Below are 16,063 nucleotides of genomic sequence, written 5' to 3' on the forward strand. Positions count from 1 at the left end.
GTTCATCTTCCCGATCGCCCCGACATATTCCCGAACGACTTGGCCGCGTCGGGCGAAACCCGGGTACCCAAATTCCTGCGCGGCTATTGGCCCAGTGTGTTCTGCATTGCCCCGGCCAGCACGCTGACCGCGGGACCGGCGTTGCCCGACTGACAGACCTTGGCCTGCAACAATACGTTTTCGCGCAGCCTGGTTTGAACAAAGCAGCGCCGATCGGTGTCGGCCTCTTGTTTGGTCCACGCCTCGTCGGTACCGCTGGGCGGCCCACCGGCGAACGACCAGACCTGCGTCGTCCCGTCGTCCAGGTGGATCGCGGTGGTCTGCCCCGAGCAACCCCCGGTGCGGTCCGCAACGCGATGAAACGCCCGGTCTGCGGCGTCGTTGCTAGCGAATACGCCAACCGCCTGCTTGACGAGGTGGGTTTGGTCGGTGGCGGACGTCTGCGTGGTGGCGCCGTTGAACGACGCCAGGTCGGGGTCGTCGTACACCTCGGGTAACCCGATGTCCACCCAGTTGTTGCACGCCGGCAGTTCGACCCAGTACGCCTGGAACGGCCGGGTGAACACCGACTCCCACCCCATTGGCGCCCCGACGATGTTGCCGACCGAACCCTTGCCGAGGACCGCATAGGAAACAACTCCTGGCTCCGATGGGTGCGCATCGGCCACGGGGGCAGAGAGAACCCCGCCGAGGCCCAGGCCGAGGCACACTACGGCGGTGGTAGTTCGCATCGCTGGATTCAATTGCCCGGCTACCCGCGGACCGTGATATCGACGTCGACATTGGTCATGGGCTCGATCATGCCAACCCGGCAAACCGAACAGAAGCCGGGCTGGCTCGGGCATCGTCGCTCTGGGCTGAACGGAATTACTGATCCAAGTTGGCCCGCACCGCCGCCTCGACCGACTTGGCGAGATCGGGGTCGACGTTGCGCCAGTACTCGAACACCCGCGACAGCACCGGCTCTTTCACTCCGTTGGAAACGTGCCCAATAATGTTGTGCGCCAATCGTTCCCGAGCGGCATCGTCGAGAACTTCGCGGACCATGGTGCCGGCCTGCCCCCAGTCGTCGTCCTCGGCGTGCAGCGTGTACGCGGCGCGCACCAGCTGCCCGTCGGCAAACCAGGCCACCTCGGCGGCGCGTGCCGGGTCGGCCTGCGGGCCACCGTAGGAGTTGGGCGCGTATACCGGGTCGGAGGCGTTCTTGACCCGCATCGCCCCCTCTTTGGAGTAGCTGTGCACCTCAACCTGCGGTGAGTTGACCGGGATTTGCTTGTAGTTGGTCCCCAACCGGGCGCGATGCGCATCGGCGTAGGAGAAACCGCGGGCCAGCAGCATCTTGTCCGGGCTCAATCCGGTGCCGGGCACGATGTTGTTGGGCTCGAACGCCGCCTGTTCGATCTCGGTGTGGTAGTCGGTGACGTTGCGGTCCAGCGTCATCTTGCCGACGTCGATCAATGGATAGTCGCTGTGCGGCCACACCTTGGTCAGGTCGAAGGGGTTGAACCGGTAGGTTTTGGCCTCCTCGAACGGCATGATCTGCACTTTCAGCGACCAGCTCGGATACTCGCCGCGTTCGATCGCCTCGTAGAGGTCCCGTTGGTGGTAATCGGCATCCGTGCCGGCCAGCCGGTCGGCCTCCTCCTGGGTCAAGAAGCCGATGCCCTGATCGGTCTTGAAGTGGTACTTCACCCAGAAGATCTCGCCGGTGGCATTGATCCAGCTGTAGGTGTGCGAGCCATAGCCATTCATGTTCCGCCAGGTCTTCGGGATACCCCGATCCCCCATCAGCCACGTCACCTGATGGGCTGATTCCGGGGAAAGCGTCCAGAAGTCCCACTGCATGTTGTGGTCGCGCAGGTTGTTGTTCAGCCGGCGCTTCTGCGAGCGGATGAAGTGCTGGAACTTCAACGGGTCACGCATGAAAAAGACCGGGGTGTTGTTGCAGACCAGGTCGAAATTGCCGTCGACGGTGTAGAACTTCAGCGCGAACCCCCGCGGGTCCCGCCAGGTGTCCGGGCTGCCGCGCTCACCGGCGACCGTGGAGAATCGGGCCAGCATCTCGGTCTTGGTGCCCGGCTGGAACACCGCGGCCCTGGTGTACGCGCTGACGTCGTTGGTCACCTCGAAGCGCCCGAACGCGCCGCCGCCCTTGGCGTGCGGCTGGCGCTCCGGGATACGTTCCCGGTTGAAGTTGGCCATCTGCTCGATCAGGTAGTGATCCTGCAGCAGGATCGGGCCGTCGGGGCCGACCGTCAGCGACTGGTCGTCGCTGGGTGCGGGGTTGCCGGCGTCATTTGTTGTATAGCGATCCGTCATTTCGCCATCTCCTCGCTAAGGATGATTGAACGGAAATCCCCGGGCAGCAAACACTCTCACGGTGATACCCCCGGGTCCGGTACCCCTAAACGGGACGCCGGGCGGGTCGCAGTCCGGCCAGCCGTTAGGGGCGCGTCGGAGCGGTGGTGGGACCGGGAGTGGTCGGCACCGGAATGGGACCGGGACCAGCCGGACCCGCTGCCGGGGGACCGCCCGGGAAACCGGGACCGCCCGGGAAACCGGGGCCCATGCCCGGCGGCGGGGGTCCGCCGGGGAACCTGAACTGCCATCCGGCCCCCGGACCGAGATTGCCGGGACCACCGGGCCCGGCGGGCCCGAACATGCCGTGCTGGTGATGGCGGTGGTGGTGACACTTCCCGTGCCCAAGAACCACAGCACCGGAGAAGAACACGACGGCGGTGATGAAAACGATTCCGGCCACGATCACCACCCATGCCGCGGCCCGGTACAGCCTGGGCGGCTTTTCCTGCTGCGGTGGTGGCGGTGGCGGAGCTGCGGCGACTGGGGCTGCGGGTTCGGGAGTTTCGCTCATGTCTTGAATATCGCTCAGGCCTGCAACAACGTAAAGAGTTCTTACTACAAACTTGCAATGAACTGGTGCAGCCCGGCCCTCGCGCTCGCGCGAGCGCCGGGCTACGGGCTACGGGCTACGGGCTACGGGCTACGGGCTACGGAGCGGTTGTCGCGGGAGGACTGACAGACCGCGGCACCTGTCCCGGACCGGCCGGGCCCGGGCCGGGACGCACTGCCGCGGGGCCAGCGTGCGGGGTTCCCGGTCGCAACATCATCGCATCGTGCTTGTGGTGACGGTGGTGGTAGCCACCGTGACCGGCGTGCCGGCCGAGGGCGTAGCCGGTAAAGAAGATGACCGCGACGATGAACACGGTCCCGGCGGCGATGGTCACCCACGCCGCGGCCTTGAAGACCTTCGGGGTCTGGTGTGGTGCCACGCTTGCCGGCGGAGGAGGCGGCGCAGTCGCGGTAGAAGTCGGCGCGGTCGGGGTTCCAGGTGTTTCACTCATGTGTCGAATGATGCCTGGGCAATCAGTGGTGCCGGCTATGTGCCAGTTATGTAGCAGCTGTGAGCCACCACCGCCGCCGGCCGGGCTAGTCCTCCGAGCTGGGCTTGAACGGGTTGACCGCGAATTGAATCACCCGGTACGGCGCGTTCACCCGGGCGCGGGTATCCCACTGGCTGACGAAAATCCGCAACTCATCGAGCGTGGACCCGGGCGAGATGTAGCCGCCATACGGTTGCGCGAGCCGGTTGTCGTACGGGGGCGGCAGGCTCTCCGCCGGATCGGGCCAGTCGGCGTGTTGCACGACCGTGGTGACCGGTGCGGTGCCCAGGGCCGTGGGGTCGTGGGCCACCCGCACTTCCATGTCACCGGTGGTGGCGTTGAAATACGACAGCACGGTCTGGCCGTCGATCTGCCTGATGCTCATCTCGCCGACCTGGTCGGGCCATAGCGGTGTCGGCGGCTTGTTCCACCCGCCGTCGGGTCCTGACGCCCAGCCCTGCCACCGGGAGCGGTCCGTGAACGCCTCCGGGGTAGCCCGATACAGCACCGCCGGCTGCCGGCGGGTGAAGCTGTTGGCCACGATGTACACCCACCCGGTCGGCGAATCCGGCGTGGGGATCGGGTCGTAGTACCCGCTGATCTGCGTCTGCCGACCGTCCTGGTATGAGTCGTCGCGCCGAGACCCCGGTACGGTCTGCCACCCGCCGCGCGCCGGCTCGACCTTCACCAGCCGCGAGTTCAGTGGCTCGAGGTTCTCGGTGGTGGTCACCAGCAGATAGTTGCGGCGGTTGATCTGCACGACCCCGGCGGGCAACTGGGAAGTCCCCGGCGGCGTGGCATCGGCCAGCAGCGGTTTGCTGACTCCGGTGACGCCGGTGTAGCGCACCCCGCCCGGGTCGTCGACCGAAGCGACGTCGACGTGCAGCGCGATCGGCGCGTACCAGCCGCCGAAGCCGACACCCTGACCGGCAAAGCTGTCACCGCAAACCTGCAGCAGTTGAGTGGGGAACTCGACGAACTCGCACAGATCGGTGGCCCCGACGCCGTAATCCCCGGTGCGGGTTCCGGTGCCGGCCGTCGGACCGATCCGCACCACCTGACCCGGTGTCAGCGGAGGCAGGATCGGCTGCGGCGCCGGAGCCGGCGGATCCGCGTGCGCAGTCCAAAAACATTGCGGTGCAACAAAACACAGCGCAGCGAAAAGCGCGGCCCGAACAGAACTCAACCGAACTCGGCAGCCAGCAGCTCGGCAATCTGAATGGTGTTCAGTGCCGCCCCCTTGCGTAGATTGTCCCCCGAGACGAACAGCGCCAGGCCACGCCCGTCGGGTACACCCGGGTCCTGCCGGATGCGGCCGACCAGTGATTCATCGACGCCCGCGGCGGCCAGCGGCGTCGGCACGTCGACCAGCTTCACGCCCGGGGCGGCGTCGAGCAGTTCGCGGGATCGCTCGGGTGAGATCGGCCGGGCGAATTCGGCGTTGATCGATAGCGAGTGGCCGGTGAACACCGGCACCCGCACACAGGTGCCGCTGACCTGCAGGTCGGGAATGCCGAGGATCTTGCGGCTCTCGAAGCGCAGCTTCTGGTCCTCGTCGGTCTCGCCGGAGTCGTCGTCCACCAACGATCCGGCCAGCGGCACCACGTTGAACGCAATGGGCGCGACGTACTTGCTGGGCGCCGGGAATTCGACGGCGCCGCCGTCGTGGACCAGTCGCTCGGCGCCGCCGATTACCGCGCGCGCCTGCTCGGCCAGCTCGGCCACCCCGGCCAAGCCGCTGCCGGACACCGCTTGATAGGTCGAGGCAACCATGCGTACCAGCTGGGCTTCGTCGTGCAGCACCTTGAGCACCGGCATCGCAGCCATGGTGGTGCAGTTCGGGTTGGCGATGATGCCTTTTTTGAGAGACCGGGGCCCGGCGGCGACATCTCTTGTGAAGTTCACCTCGGAGACCACCAACGGCACGTCGGGGTCCTTGCGCCACGCCGACGAGTTGTCGATCACCGTCACACCGGCGGCAACGAACCGCGGCGCCTGTACCTTCGACATGGCCGAGCCGGCGGAGAACAACGCGATGTCCAGCCCGCTCGGGTCCGCAGACTCGGCGTCTTCGACTTCGATCTCCTGACCACGGAAGGCCAGCTTGCGCCCCTGCGAACGGGCCGAAGCGAAGAACCGCACGGATGTCGCCGGGAATTCCCGTTCGTCGAGCAGCGTGCGCATCACCTGACCCACCTGACCGGTGGCACCCACTACCCCGATGGACAGGTCGCCCATTTACCGGCCCGTCCCCGCATAGACCGTTGCTTCCTCCGCGCCGCCGAGCCCGAACGCCTCATGCAACGCGACGACAGCCTTATCCAGCTCGGTGTCCCGGCACAGCACCGAGATCCTGATCTCCGAAGTAGAGATCAGATCGATGTTGACGCCGACCGCGGCCAGTGCCTCGCAGAAGGTCGCCGTAACCCCCGGATGGCTGCGCATGCCGGCGCCGATCAGCGACAGCTTGCCGATGTGATCGTCGTAGAGCAGCTGCGTGAAGCCGATGTCGTCCTTGAGCGAGTCCAGCTTGGCCACCGCGGTCGGTCCGACGTCTCGGGAGCAGGTAAAGGTGATGTCGGTCTTGCCGTCCTCGACCTTGGAGACGTTCTGCAACACCATGTCGATGTTCACGTCCGCGTCGGCGATGGCCCGGAACACCTTGGCCGCATACCCTGGGATGTCGGGAATTCCGACGATGGTCACCTTGGCCTCGCTGCGGTCGTGCGCGACTCCGGTCAGGATGGGGTCTTCCATGGGTATGTCCTTGATTGATCCGACAACGACGGTGCCCGGCTTGTCCGAGTACGACGACCGGACGTGCACCGGAATGTTATGGCGGCGGGCGTATTCCACGCAGCGCAGCATCAGCACCTTAGCGCCACAGGCGGCCATCTCGAGCATCTCCTCGAATGTCACCGTGTCCAGCTTGCGGGCGTTGTGCACGATCCGCGGGTCGGCCGTGAAGATGCCGTCCACGTCCGTGTAGATCTCGCAGACGTCGGCGCCCAGCGCCGCGGCCAGGGCCACCGCCGTGGTATCCGACCCGCCGCGCCCCAGCGTGGTGACGTCCTTGCTGTCCTGGCTGACCCCCTGGAAGCCGGCAACCAAGACAACCCGTCCCTCGTCGAGCGCGGCTTGCAGCCGTCCCGGGGTGACGTCGATGATCTTCGCGTTGCCATGGGTCCCGGTGGTGATGACGCCGGCTTGCGAACCGGTGAACGACCGGGCGTGCGCGCCGAGCGATTCGATCGCCATGGCCACCAGCGCATTTGAGATGCGTTCGCCGGCTGTCAACAGCATGTCCAGTTCCCGGGGCGGCGGGGCCGGACATACCCGCTGAGCCAGGTCAAGCAGGTCGTCGGTGGTGTCACCCATCGCGGAGACGACGACGACCACATCGTTTCCCTGCTTCTTGGTCTCGACGATGCGTTCGGCAACGCGGCGAATCCGCTCGGCGTCGGCCACCGAGGATCCGCCGTACTTCTGCACGACGAGCGCCACTTTTTCCCTTCCCCGTGCCAGTCCCCGCCTGGGTAAGTCCACAACAGAATACGTGCCGGCGCATCTGGATTTATTTCGATGGTCGGGGGTATGAGCGCCGGTCAACCGACCGGAGGCCGGCCGCGTCAGCAGATGTCGGCTGTGATGTCCCGAGACATCACAGTTCGACGAGCTGTTCGAACGACACTATCCCGCCACCACACCAGAGCCGGCGGAGTTGGTGGATCAGATCTGCGTGTTGGCGCGGATACAAAACCGGGCCGCCTCCGCGCAACGGGCCGCGATCGGGGAATTGTTCGGCTACCGGCTCGCGCTGTCCGGACACCGAGGACTGGGCCATCGACACCGAGGAAGCCGGTGGGCGCCGCACTGGCCCACCGGCTGCGCTACGCCCGCGCCATGCGCGAACGACTCCCGAAGCTGGCCGCGGTGTTCCGCGCCGGTGACATAGATGTGCGGCTGTTCCCGACCATCGTGTATCGCACCGATCTGATCACCAACCCCGACGTGCTGGCCGCCGTGGACACCGAACTCGCGGTCGAGGTGGCGCGCTGGGCCCTCAATGACCCGCGCCGAGCCGCCCAGGTCGATCGGATCGTGGCGAAAGCCGATGCGGACGCGGTGCGCCGACACACCGGACCCGCCCCACCCCACACCAACGACGACCCACCGCCGTTCTGATCTCGCGTTTTGGCCTCCGGGCCGATCGCGGTAGAGTTCAAAGCGTGCAGCGGGTGCTCCTTCTCGGACGCCGCGACGGGGTCTGATCCAGACCGGCTTCCCGTCGCGGGACGTTCGCGATGCGCCGGTCTGAGAGTCCATCTGACATCCCCGGAGCAACTACCGTGACCAATCTTCATTCACCCGACGTCTATCAGTCAGTCCGCACCATCGTGAAACCCGCGGGTCCACCCAGATCCGGCCAGCCGGGGTGGAATCCGCAGCGGGGTTCGTCGATGCCGGTCAACCGGTACCGGCCATTCGCCGAGGAGGTCGAATTCATCCGGCTGGCCGACCGCACCTGGCCGGACCGTGTCATCGATCGGGCACCGCTATGGTGCGCGGTGGATCTGCGGGACGGCAACCAGGCACTGATCGACCCGATGAGCCCCGCCCGCAAGCGCCGCATGTTCGACCTGCTGGTACGCATGGGGTACAAGGAGATCGAGGTCGGGTTCCCGTCGGCCAGCCAGACCGACTTCGACTTTGTCCGGGAGATCATCACCGCGGGCGCCGTTCCCGACGACGTCACCATCCAGGTACTGACCCAGTGCCGTCCCGAGCTGATCGAGCGCACATTCGAGGCGTGCGAAGGCGCCGCGCAAGCCATCGTGCACTTCTACAATTCCACGTCAATCCTGCAGCGCCGCGTGGTCTTTCGCGCCGACCGAGCCGCGGTGCAGGCCATCGCGATCGACGGCGCCCGCAAGTGTGTCGAGCAGGCCGCCAAGTACCCGGGCACGCGGTGGCGGTTCGAGTACTCGCCGGAGTCCTACACCGGAACCGAGCTGGATTACGCCAAACAGGTATGCGATGCCGTCGGCGAGGTCATTGCGCCGACGCCGGACAACCCGATCATCTTCAACCTGCCCGCAACCGTGGAGATGGCGACGCCCAATGTCTACGCCGACTCGATCGAATGGATGAGCCGCAATCTGGCCAATCGTGAGGCGGTCATCCTGAGCTTGCATCCGCACAACGACCGCGGAACCGCCGTCGCCGCAGCCGAACTGGGCTTTGCCGCCGGTGCGGACCGGATCGAGGGCTGCTTGTTCGGCAACGGCGAGCGCACCGGCAACGTATGCCTGGTCACGCTGGGACTGAACCTGTTCTCCCGAGGCGTGGACCCGCAAATCGACTTCTCCAACATCGACGAAATCCGGCGCACGGTGGAGTACTGCAACCAGCTGCCGGTACACGAGCGCCACCCCTATGGCGGGGACCTGGTCTACACCGCGTTCTCCGGTAGCCATCAGGACGCCATCAACAAGGGACTGGACGCGATGAAGCTCGACGCCGATGCTGCGGATACCGACGTCGACGACATGCTGTGGCAGGTGCCGTACCTGCCGATCGACCCCAGGGACGTCGGACGCACCTACGAAGCCGTAATCCGGGTCAACTCGCAGTCCGGCAAGGGGGGGGTGGCCTACATCATGAAGGCCGACCACGGCCTGGTCCTGCCGCGACGGCTGCAGATCGAGTTCTCCCAACTGATCCAGAAGATCAGTGAGGGAGAAGGGGGCGAGGTCACACCCAAGGAAATGTGGGACGCGTTCTTCGAGGAGTACCTGGCCCCGGTGTGGCCGCTGGAGCGGATCAAGCAACGCGTCGATGCCCCGGAGGAGGACACCGGCACCACCAGCATCACAGCGACGGTCAAGATCAACGGCGTCGAGACCGAGATCGGCGGCGAAGGAAACGGCCCGCTGGCCGCGTTCGTCCACGCACTGGGGGAGGTCGGGTTCGACGTGGCCGTGCTGGATTACTCCGAGCACGCAATGAGCGCCGGCGACGATGCTCAGGCCGCGGCCTATGTGGAGGCGTCCGTGGGCACGGGTCGTCCTGCCGACGGCGAGCGACGCACGGTGTGGGGGGTGGGCATAGCGCCGTCGATCACCACCGCGTCGCTGCGGGCCGTGGTATCGGCGGTCAACCGGGCTTCCCGCTAGGTGGCGTTAGCCTGGCCCGTCCGGGAGCGTGCTCAGAACAGGGCGAACTGCTCGTTGACCAGGGTGGCGTCGGTGAATTGCTCCATGCTGTTGCCGCCGACGACGGAACCAACGCAGGCCATGAATTGGGCGTCGGAAACCACTGGCACCCCTAGCTGCAGGGCGTGATATCCCTTGCCCTGTTCGGGGGCGGCATCGTTGCACACCACCAGCGAGGTCTCGCGGTCGACGGCATCGGCGTAGGCCAGCCCGGCATGCAGGATCCGTTCGACGAGTTCCTCGTGGGTCCGTCTTACCTCGGCCGCCAGCGCGACCCGCATTCCCTGCACCAGCGGCCTGCCCTGGACATAGCGACCCGGGTTGAGATAGGGACAGGTCATCCGAGCAGCCAGCGCCTTGAGCGGTCGCAGCTCGTCGTGGGTCACCCGGCCGTTGGGCCACCGGCGTCGGGTCACCGGGTGTACCGGCAGCCAAACGTCATGTTCACGCGCGCTCTCTAGGGCGGCTGCCAGTATGCCGGCCAAGACCCGGGCGTCGTCGAATGCGTCGTGCGGCCGTTGCTGGGTCACGCCCCAATGCGCGGCAAGCGTCTCCAGCCGTAGATTGTCGATGTCGAGCTGCAGTCGGCGGGCCAGCTCGACCGTGCACATGACAAAGTCGACCGGGAGTTCGGCCTCGGCGATCTCGGCTTCGGCAGCCAGGAAGGCGTAGTCGAACGCGACATTGTGCGCCACCAGAGTGCGCCCACGCAGCACCTCGACCACGTCATCGGCTACATCGCCGAACTGCGGCTGGTCTTCGAGCATGGCAGCGGTCAGGCCATGCACGTGGGTGGGGCCCGGGTCCACACCCGGATTCAGCAGGCTGACCACGGATTGCTCCAGCCGGCCGAGGGCGTCCAGACCCAGCACTGCAAGGCTGATGATCCGGGCCTGGCCCGGTCGAAAGCCCGAGGTCTCGACGTCGATGACGGCCCAACCCCGGTCCGGGTGGCTGGCCGGCCGTCCCCAGGTGTGGCTCACACGTTGAGGATGGCACGTCCGACCGACATAACCTGGTCGCTGCGCATCGTGTCGGCATTCGAATGGGATGAGCGCGACCCGCTGCACTCGGCAAAAAGCGCCGAGCTTGCGATCGCCCTTAAACTGCCCGGGTGGTTACCACCCGTGCACACCTAGCCCTCGCCGCCGGCGCGAGCGCGCGGTGGGCGTCGCGGGTAACCGGACGCGGGGCCGGGGCGATGATCGGCGGCCTGGTCGCGATGACCCTGGACCGTTCGATTCTGCGCCAGCTTGGGGCGGGCCGGCGCACGGTCGTGCTCACCGGTACCAACGGCAAGTCGACGACCACCCGGATGACTGCTGCCGCGCTGGCAGCGTCGGACCCCAACGGTTCAGTGGCCACCAACGCCGAGGGGGCCAACATGGACGCCGGCCTGGTGGCCGCGCTCGCCGCTGACCGCCACGCCAAGATGGCGGCGCTGGAAGTCGACGAGATGCACGTGCCGCACGTCTTAGATGCAGTAGAAGCTGCGGTCGTCGTTTTGCTCAACCTGTCGCGCGATCAACTCGATCGGGTCGGTGAGATCAACGTGATCGAGCGCACGCTGCGCGCCGGCCTGGCCCGGCACCCGAACGCGGTCGTGGTCGCAAACTGTGACGACGTGCTGATGACGTCGGCCGCCTACGACAGCCCGAACGTCGTATGGGTGGCCGCGGGTGGCGCATGGTCGAACGACTCGGTCAGCTGCCCACGCAGCGGTGAGGTGATCGTCCGCGAACAGGGCCACTGGTATTCCACCGGCGCCGACTTCAAGCGACCCAGCCCGCACTGGTGGTTCGACGACAACACCCTGTACGGGCCCGACGGGCTGGCCCTGCCGATGCGGCTGGCACTGCCCGGCACGGTGAATCGCGGCAATGCCGCTGAGGCCGTCGCCGCAGCCGTCACGCTGGGTGCCGACCCGTCTGTGGCCGTCGCCGCGGTGTCCCAAGTTGACGAGGTCGCCGGGCGCTACCGGACCGTCCGGATCGGCGGGCACGAAGCGCGCATCCTGCTCGCCAAGAATCCAGCCGGCTGGCAGGAAGCGCTGTCGATGGTGGACAAGCACGCGGCTGGAGTGGTCATCTCGGTTAACGGGCAGGTGCCCGACGGCGAGGACCTGTCCTGGCTCTGGGATGTGCGTTTCGAGCACTTCGAGGAGTCCTTCAAAGCGACCCCAGTCGTGGCCGCCGGCGAACGCGGCACCGACCTGGCGGTACGCCTCGGGTATGCGGGAGTGAAGCACACCCTGGTGCACGACACCGTGGCAGCCATCGCATCATGCCCGCCCGGGCGGGTGGAGGTCGTCGTCAACTACACCGCGTTCCTTCAGCTGCAGCGCAGATTGGCGCGCCATGGCTGAATCAATGGTGCGGATCGGGCTGGTATTGCCCGACGTGATGGGCACCTACGGCGACGGCGGCAACGCCGTGGTGCTGCGGCAGCGGCTACTGTTGCGCGGCATCGCCGCCGAGATCATCGAGATCACGCTGGCCGATCCGGTACCGGAGTCGCTGGACCTCTACACGCTGGGCGGCGCGGAGGATTACGCGCAGCGCTTGGCCACCCGGCACCTGCTTCGGTATCCGGGCCTGCAACGCGCCGCGGCTCGGGGTGCCCCAGTGCTGGCGATCTGTGCGGCCATCCAGGTGCTCGGGCACTGGTACGAAACGTCGTCGGGGGAACGGGTCGACGGCGTGGGCATGCTGGACGTCACCACGTCGCCGCAGCAGGCGCGCACCATTGGCGAGCTGGTCAGCAAGCCGTTGCTGGCCGGCTTGACGCAACGCCTCACCGGTTTCGAGAACCACCGAGGCGGTACCGTCCTCGGATCCGCGGCGTCACCGCTGGGCGCGGTGCTCAAGGGTGCGGGTAACCGGGCCGGCGGCGGGGTTGACGGGGTGGCGCAGGGCAGCGTGGTCGCCAGCTACATGCACGGGCCGTGTCTGGCGCGAAACCCCGAGCTGGCCGACCTATTGCTGAGCACGGTTGTGGGTGAGCTGGCGCCACTGGATCTGCCCGAGGTGGATCTGTTACGTCGCGAGCGGTTGCGCGCCTAGGGCCGCCAACCGCGGGCAACGAGCACCTCACGTACCCGCAGCACAACGCCGTCGGGCGCATCCTCGGCGATCACTCGGATGATGGTCCAGCCCAGCTCCGCAAGTTTGCGCAGCCGCCGCTGATCCCATACGTACTGGCGGCGGTCGCTGCGGTGGTGGTCGCCGTCATACTCGACGGCCACCTTGAATTTCTCCCAACCCATATCGAGCACCGCCACGGTGCGGTACCGGTCGACCACCGGTATCTGTGTGGTCGGGGCTGGAAAGTCTGCGTCAATCAAGAGCAACCGCAGCCAGGTCTCCTTGGGCGACGCCGCGCCGGCGTCGACAAGTGGTAACGCAGCCCGCAACCGCCGAATACCACGCGCCCCCGCGCGGCGCTTGGCCAGCAACAACACTTCTTCGGTTGAGAACGGCGTCGCCCGCGACAGCGCGTCCAAGCGCGCCACGGCCTGCCCCCGCGGCAGATGCCGACCGAGGTCGTACGCGGTGCGCGCCAGTGACGTGACCGGCAGGCCACCTACACGGCAAATCTCGTCGTCGCCCAACGTCCCGGCACGAGCGATGAGCCCGGGCGGCGGCCTGGTGTTGGACCAGATCAGCTCGATCGGAACGTCGTCGTCAATCCACTGGGCACCATGCAGCGCAGCGGCAGCGACACCGGCGATGACACCTCGTCGCCCGGATCGCAACCACGCTCCCTCGATCCGGTCGCGAAGCGACGGCTCGTGCTCTTTCCGGACGAAGACGTCACGAAATATGGCCCGATGCCACCGACGCAGCTGGTATTCGGTGAGCCGGCCCTGCGCCAGCGCTTCACTGCCAAGGAACACCTCACGCACGCGGCCATGCTGACAGCAACAACCGACACGTACCGAGGCTGTAGTTGGCGTGCAATAGTTCGAGTGGACCGCACGTCAACTACAGGCTCGGCGAATCAGGCAAGCACGCGGCGGCCGATGAGGGCCCGGCCGAGGGTCAATTCGTCGGCGAACTCCAGATCGCCGCCCATCGGCAGCCCGGAGGCGATCCGCGTCACGGTCAGGCCGGGGATGTCGCGCAGCATCCGCACCAGGTAGGTGGCGGTCGCCTCACCCTCGGTATTGGGATCGGTGGCGATGATCACCTCGGTGATGTCGACATCGTCGACCCGCTCACCGATGCGGCTCAGCAGCTCGCGGATCCGCAGCTGCTCAGGACCAATTCCAGACAACGGATCGAGCGCCCCGCCCAGGACGTGGTAGCGGCCGCGGAACTCTCGGGTGCGCTCCACGGCCTGGATATCTTTCGGCTCCTCGACAACGCACACCACAGCGCCATCTCGACGGGTATCCGAACAAATTCTGCACCGCTCGTCGTCGGAGACGTTTCCGCACACCGCACAGAACCGCACGCCCTCCCGAACCTTCGCCAGCACGGCGGCCAGCCGGTCGATGTCCGACGGTTCGACCGACAACAAATGAAAGGCGATGCGCTGCGCGCTCTTGGGTCCGATCCCCGGCAACTTGCCGAGTTCGTCGATCAGGTCCTGGACGGGTCCCTCAAACATGTCGGTTCAGGTCAGACCCCCGGCGCAGGTGGTACGCCCGGTGCTCCTGGCATACCGGGTGCTCCTGGCATACCGGGTGCTCCTGGCATACCCGGTGCTCCTGGCATACCCGGTGCTCCTGGCATACCGGGTGCTCCTGGCATGCCCGGCCCGGGCGGCGCGGCCGGTGGCGCCGGCGGGCGCATCGCGCCGGCCAGCGCACCCAACCGCTCCTGTGCCATCTTCGTAACTTGCTGAGATGCGTCGCGCATCGCACCGACGATCAGGTCCTGCAAGGTCTCGATGTCGTTCGGGTCGACGACCTTGGGGTCGATCGTCACGCCGATCACCTCGCCGCTGCCTTTGACGACGACCTTGACCAAGCCACCACCGGCTTGACCGTGCACCTCAGAGTTAGCCAACTGTTGCTGGGCCTCCAATAGCTTTTGCTGCATCTGCTGCGCCTGGGCGAGCAGTGCCGACATATCGCCTCCGGGTTGCATGACAGTCCCCTAGCATCTTGGTCTCGAGTTGGTTTCGCCTGCGGTTGCCCGGCGATTCGGAACATTCAGCCTAGACGGCGCCACGTTACCTTTGCGCGGTGGACGTACGAGTTGGCCTGCGTGTCGGATTCGCCGTGGTCGTCGGGGTAATCGTCGCCACGTGGACACCGACTATCCCGGCCGCGACCGCAACCCCCTCCAACATAGCGGGCATGGTCGTATTCATCGATCCCGGCCACAACGGAGCCAACGACGCATCCATCGGCAACCAGGTGCCCACCGGTCGCGGCGGCACCAAGGACTGCCAAGCCAGTGGAACGTCGAGCAACAGCGGCTATCCGGAGCACACCTTCACCTGGGAAACCGCCTTGCGACTGCGGGCCGCGTTGAATGCGCTGGGGGTACGGACCGCCCTGTCACGCGGTAATGACAACGCGCTTGGACCGTGTGTCGATGCGCGCGCCAACATGGCCAACGCGTTGCACCCCAACGCAATCGTCAGCCTGCACGCCGACGGCGGGCCAGCGTCCGGCCGCGGATTCCATGTCAACTATTCGGCCCCGCCGCTCAACGCTGTCCAGGCCGGTCCCTCGGTGCGGTTCGCCGAGATCATGCGCGACCAGCTGCAGGCCTCGGGGATTCCGAAGGCGAACTACATCGGGAAGGACGGCCTGTACGGGCGTTCGGACCTAGCCGGCCTGAACCTGGCGCAGTATCCGTCGATCCTGGTCGAGCTGGGCAACATGAAGAACCCCGCAGATTCGGCGTTGATGGAGTCCACCGAGGGTAGGCAAAGGTACGCCAATGCCCTGTTGCGCGGCGTCGCGGGCTTTCTGGCCACCCAGGGCCTGGCGCGTTAGCCCGCGTGGCCAGGAATTAGCTCTCCAGTTCGCTCTTCAGGTTGGCCAGCACCTCGGCCTGGATCTTCTTCAGCCCCAGCGGCGCAAAGGTCTTTTCGAAGAAGCCCTTGACCCCGCCCGCGCCGTTCCAGGTGGTCTTTACGGTGACGCTGGAACCGGGTCCCGCTGGCGCCACCGTCCAGTTGGTGATCATGGACGAGCTCACGTCCTGCTCGATGACGGTGTGCCCCGCAATGTCCACGTTGACCTGCACGTCGCGAACGCGTGATTCGGTCGCTTGCAGGCGCCACTTGGCGACCGTGCCCCGCCCCTTGCCGCCCTCGAGCACCTGGTACTCGCTGTAGTGCGGGGACAAGATTTTAGGGCGTACGTTTTCATAGTCGACCAGCGCGTCGAGCACGGCCGCGGGTTCGGCATTGATCAAGATCGTGCTGGCTGCGCTCACCTGTCCCATCAGGGCCCAACTCCTCTGTTGTGGTTGCGGGCACCGCCCG

The 16,063-nt window shown here is 66.4% G+C and carries 17 protein-coding genes and 1 pseudogene; 6 read left to right on the forward strand and 12 right to left on the reverse strand.

Annotation, left to right across the window (positions count from 1 at the left end; translation table 11 throughout):
* Positions 1–83: 83 nt before the first annotated feature.
* From AADZ55_RS22140 to AADZ55_RS22170, 7 genes are all read right to left on the reverse strand, one after another.
* Positions 84–731 (reverse strand): sensor domain-containing protein, encoded by a 648-nt coding sequence (locus tag AADZ55_RS22140; RefSeq protein WP_085325621.1) that lies wholly within the window; start codon positions 729–731, stop codon positions 84–86.
* Between the two features lie 136 nt (positions 732–867).
* A complete protein-coding gene (locus AADZ55_RS22145) occupies positions 868–2,319 on the reverse strand; it encodes a catalase (protein ID WP_085325622.1) in 1,452 nt (483 codons plus the stop codon).
* A 124-nt stretch (positions 2,320–2,443) separates the two neighbouring features.
* A complete protein-coding gene (locus AADZ55_RS22150) occupies positions 2,444–2,872 on the reverse strand; it encodes a hypothetical protein (RefSeq protein ID WP_085325623.1) in 429 nt (142 codons plus the stop codon).
* 136 nt (positions 2,873–3,008) lie between these two features.
* Complete coding sequence (locus tag AADZ55_RS22155; RefSeq protein ID WP_085325624.1) at positions 3,009–3,371, reverse strand: hypothetical protein; 363 nt, start codon at positions 3,369–3,371, stop codon at positions 3,009–3,011.
* Positions 3,372–3,447: 76 nt separating this feature from the next.
* Positions 3,448–4,554: a DUF4185 domain-containing protein gene (locus AADZ55_RS22160; RefSeq protein WP_119184996.1), complete on the reverse strand. Its 1,107-nt coding sequence runs from the start codon at positions 4,552–4,554 to the stop codon at positions 3,448–3,450.
* 29 nt (positions 4,555–4,583) lie between these two features.
* The gene (locus AADZ55_RS22165) at positions 4,584–5,639 is read right to left on the reverse strand and encodes an aspartate-semialdehyde dehydrogenase (protein WP_085325625.1); all 1,056 of its coding nucleotides are present in this window, start codon (positions 5,637–5,639) and stop codon (positions 4,584–4,586) included.
* Positions 5,640–6,905 carry an aspartate kinase gene (locus AADZ55_RS22170; RefSeq protein WP_085325626.1) on the reverse strand — a complete coding sequence of 422 codons (1,266 nt, stop codon included), beginning with the start codon at positions 6,903–6,905 and terminating at the stop codon, positions 5,640–5,642.
* Positions 6,906–7,077: 172 nt separating this feature from the next.
* Here AADZ55_RS22170 and AADZ55_RS22175 point away from each other — a divergent pair.
* Positions 7,078–7,535 (forward strand): annotated as a pseudogene (locus AADZ55_RS22175) (DUF222 domain-containing protein); the annotation flags it as partial.
* A 215-nt stretch (positions 7,536–7,750) separates the two neighbouring features.
* A complete protein-coding gene (gene leuA / locus AADZ55_RS22180; RefSeq protein WP_119184993.1) occupies positions 7,751–9,577 on the forward strand; it encodes a 2-isopropylmalate synthase in 1,827 nt (608 codons plus the stop codon).
* Between the two features lie 32 nt (positions 9,578–9,609).
* Here leuA and AADZ55_RS22185 read toward each other — a convergent pair whose 3' ends face one another.
* Positions 9,610–10,599 (reverse strand): DEDDh family exonuclease, encoded by a 990-nt coding sequence (locus AADZ55_RS22185; protein ID WP_085325628.1) that lies wholly within the window; start codon positions 10,597–10,599, stop codon positions 9,610–9,612.
* 9 nt (positions 10,600–10,608) lie between these two features.
* On the opposite strand from AADZ55_RS22185, the gene AADZ55_RS22190 reads away from it, so the two are divergent.
* The 3 genes from AADZ55_RS22190 to AADZ55_RS22200 are packed head-to-tail and all read left to right on the forward strand — an operon-like array spanning position 10,609 to position 12,678.
* The gene (locus AADZ55_RS22190; RefSeq protein WP_165759406.1) at positions 10,609–10,755 is read left to right on the forward strand and encodes a hypothetical protein; all 147 of its coding nucleotides are present in this window, start codon (positions 10,609–10,611) and stop codon (positions 10,753–10,755) included.
* Positions 10,731–11,981 carry a Mur ligase family protein gene (locus AADZ55_RS22195; RefSeq protein ID WP_085325629.1) on the forward strand — a complete coding sequence of 417 codons (1,251 nt, stop codon included), beginning with the start codon at positions 10,731–10,733 and terminating at the stop codon, positions 11,979–11,981. The genes AADZ55_RS22190 and AADZ55_RS22195 overlap by 25 nt, the downstream gene beginning before the upstream one ends.
* A 4-nt stretch (positions 11,982–11,985) precedes the next feature.
* The gene (locus tag AADZ55_RS22200) at positions 11,986–12,678 is read left to right on the forward strand and encodes a type 1 glutamine amidotransferase (protein WP_085325657.1); all 693 of its coding nucleotides are present in this window, start codon (positions 11,986–11,988) and stop codon (positions 12,676–12,678) included.
* Here the strand turns inward: AADZ55_RS22200 and AADZ55_RS22205 are convergent.
* From AADZ55_RS22205 to AADZ55_RS22215, 3 genes are all read right to left on the reverse strand, one after another.
* On the reverse strand, positions 12,675–13,520 hold the full coding sequence (locus AADZ55_RS22205) for a DUF559 domain-containing protein (protein ID WP_085325630.1): 846 nt from the start codon (positions 13,518–13,520) through the stop codon (positions 12,675–12,677). The two genes, AADZ55_RS22200 and AADZ55_RS22205, sit on opposite strands and share 4 nt — an antisense overlap.
* A 95-nt stretch (positions 13,521–13,615) precedes the next feature.
* A complete protein-coding gene (recR, locus tag AADZ55_RS22210; RefSeq protein ID WP_085325631.1) occupies positions 13,616–14,227 on the reverse strand; it encodes a recombination mediator RecR in 612 nt (203 codons plus the stop codon).
* 11 nt (positions 14,228–14,238) lie between these two features.
* Positions 14,239–14,709: a YbaB/EbfC family nucleoid-associated protein gene (locus AADZ55_RS22215; protein ID WP_085325632.1), complete on the reverse strand. Its 471-nt coding sequence runs from the start codon at positions 14,707–14,709 to the stop codon at positions 14,239–14,241.
* A 98-nt stretch (positions 14,710–14,807) separates the two neighbouring features.
* On the opposite strand from AADZ55_RS22215, the gene AADZ55_RS22220 reads away from it, so the two are divergent.
* A complete protein-coding gene (locus AADZ55_RS22220; RefSeq protein ID WP_207569103.1) occupies positions 14,808–15,569 on the forward strand; it encodes an Rv3717 family N-acetylmuramoyl-L-alanine amidase in 762 nt (253 codons plus the stop codon).
* Positions 15,570–15,585: 16 nt separating this feature from the next.
* Here the strand turns inward: AADZ55_RS22220 and AADZ55_RS22225 are convergent, their stop codons facing one another.
* Positions 15,586–16,023, reverse strand: coding sequence for an SRPBCC family protein (locus tag AADZ55_RS22225; RefSeq protein WP_085325633.1), 438 nt, complete (start codon positions 16,021–16,023; stop codon positions 15,586–15,588).
* Positions 16,024–16,063 lie beyond the last annotated feature (40 nt).

The organism is Mycobacterium decipiens, assembly GCF_963853665.1.
GTDB lineage: Bacteria > Actinomycetota > Actinomycetes > Mycobacteriales > Mycobacteriaceae > Mycobacterium > Mycobacterium decipiens.

Bases quoted from the DNA above. Each gene is read 5' to 3' on its own strand.
- AADZ55_RS22140 (WP_085325621.1), bottom strand. From the start codon at position 731: ATGCGAACTACCACCGCCGTAGTGTGCCTCGGCCTGGGCCTCGGCGGG.
- AADZ55_RS22145 (WP_085325622.1), bottom strand. From the start codon at position 2,319: ATGACGGATCGCTATACAACAAATGACGCCGGCAACCCCGCACCCAGC.
- AADZ55_RS22150 (WP_085325623.1), bottom strand. From the start codon at position 2,872: ATGAGCGAAACTCCCGAACCCGCAGCCCCAGTCGCCGCAGCTCCGCCA.
- AADZ55_RS22165 (WP_085325625.1), bottom strand. From the start codon at position 5,639: ATGGGCGACCTGTCCATCGGGGTAGTGGGTGCCACCGGTCAGGTGGGT.
- AADZ55_RS22190 (WP_165759406.1), top strand. From the start codon at position 10,609: ATGGCACGTCCGACCGACATAACCTGGTCGCTGCGCATCGTGTCGGCA.
- AADZ55_RS22200 (WP_085325657.1), top strand. From the start codon at position 11,986: ATGGTGCGGATCGGGCTGGTATTGCCCGACGTGATGGGCACCTACGGC.
- recR (WP_085325631.1), bottom strand. From the start codon at position 14,227: ATGTTTGAGGGACCCGTCCAGGACCTGATCGACGAACTCGGCAAGTTG.
- AADZ55_RS22215 (WP_085325632.1), bottom strand. From the start codon at position 14,709: ATGCAACCCGGAGGCGATATGTCGGCACTGCTCGCCCAGGCGCAGCAG.
- AADZ55_RS22225 (WP_085325633.1), bottom strand. From the start codon at position 16,023: ATGGGACAGGTGAGCGCAGCCAGCACGATCTTGATCAATGCCGAACCC.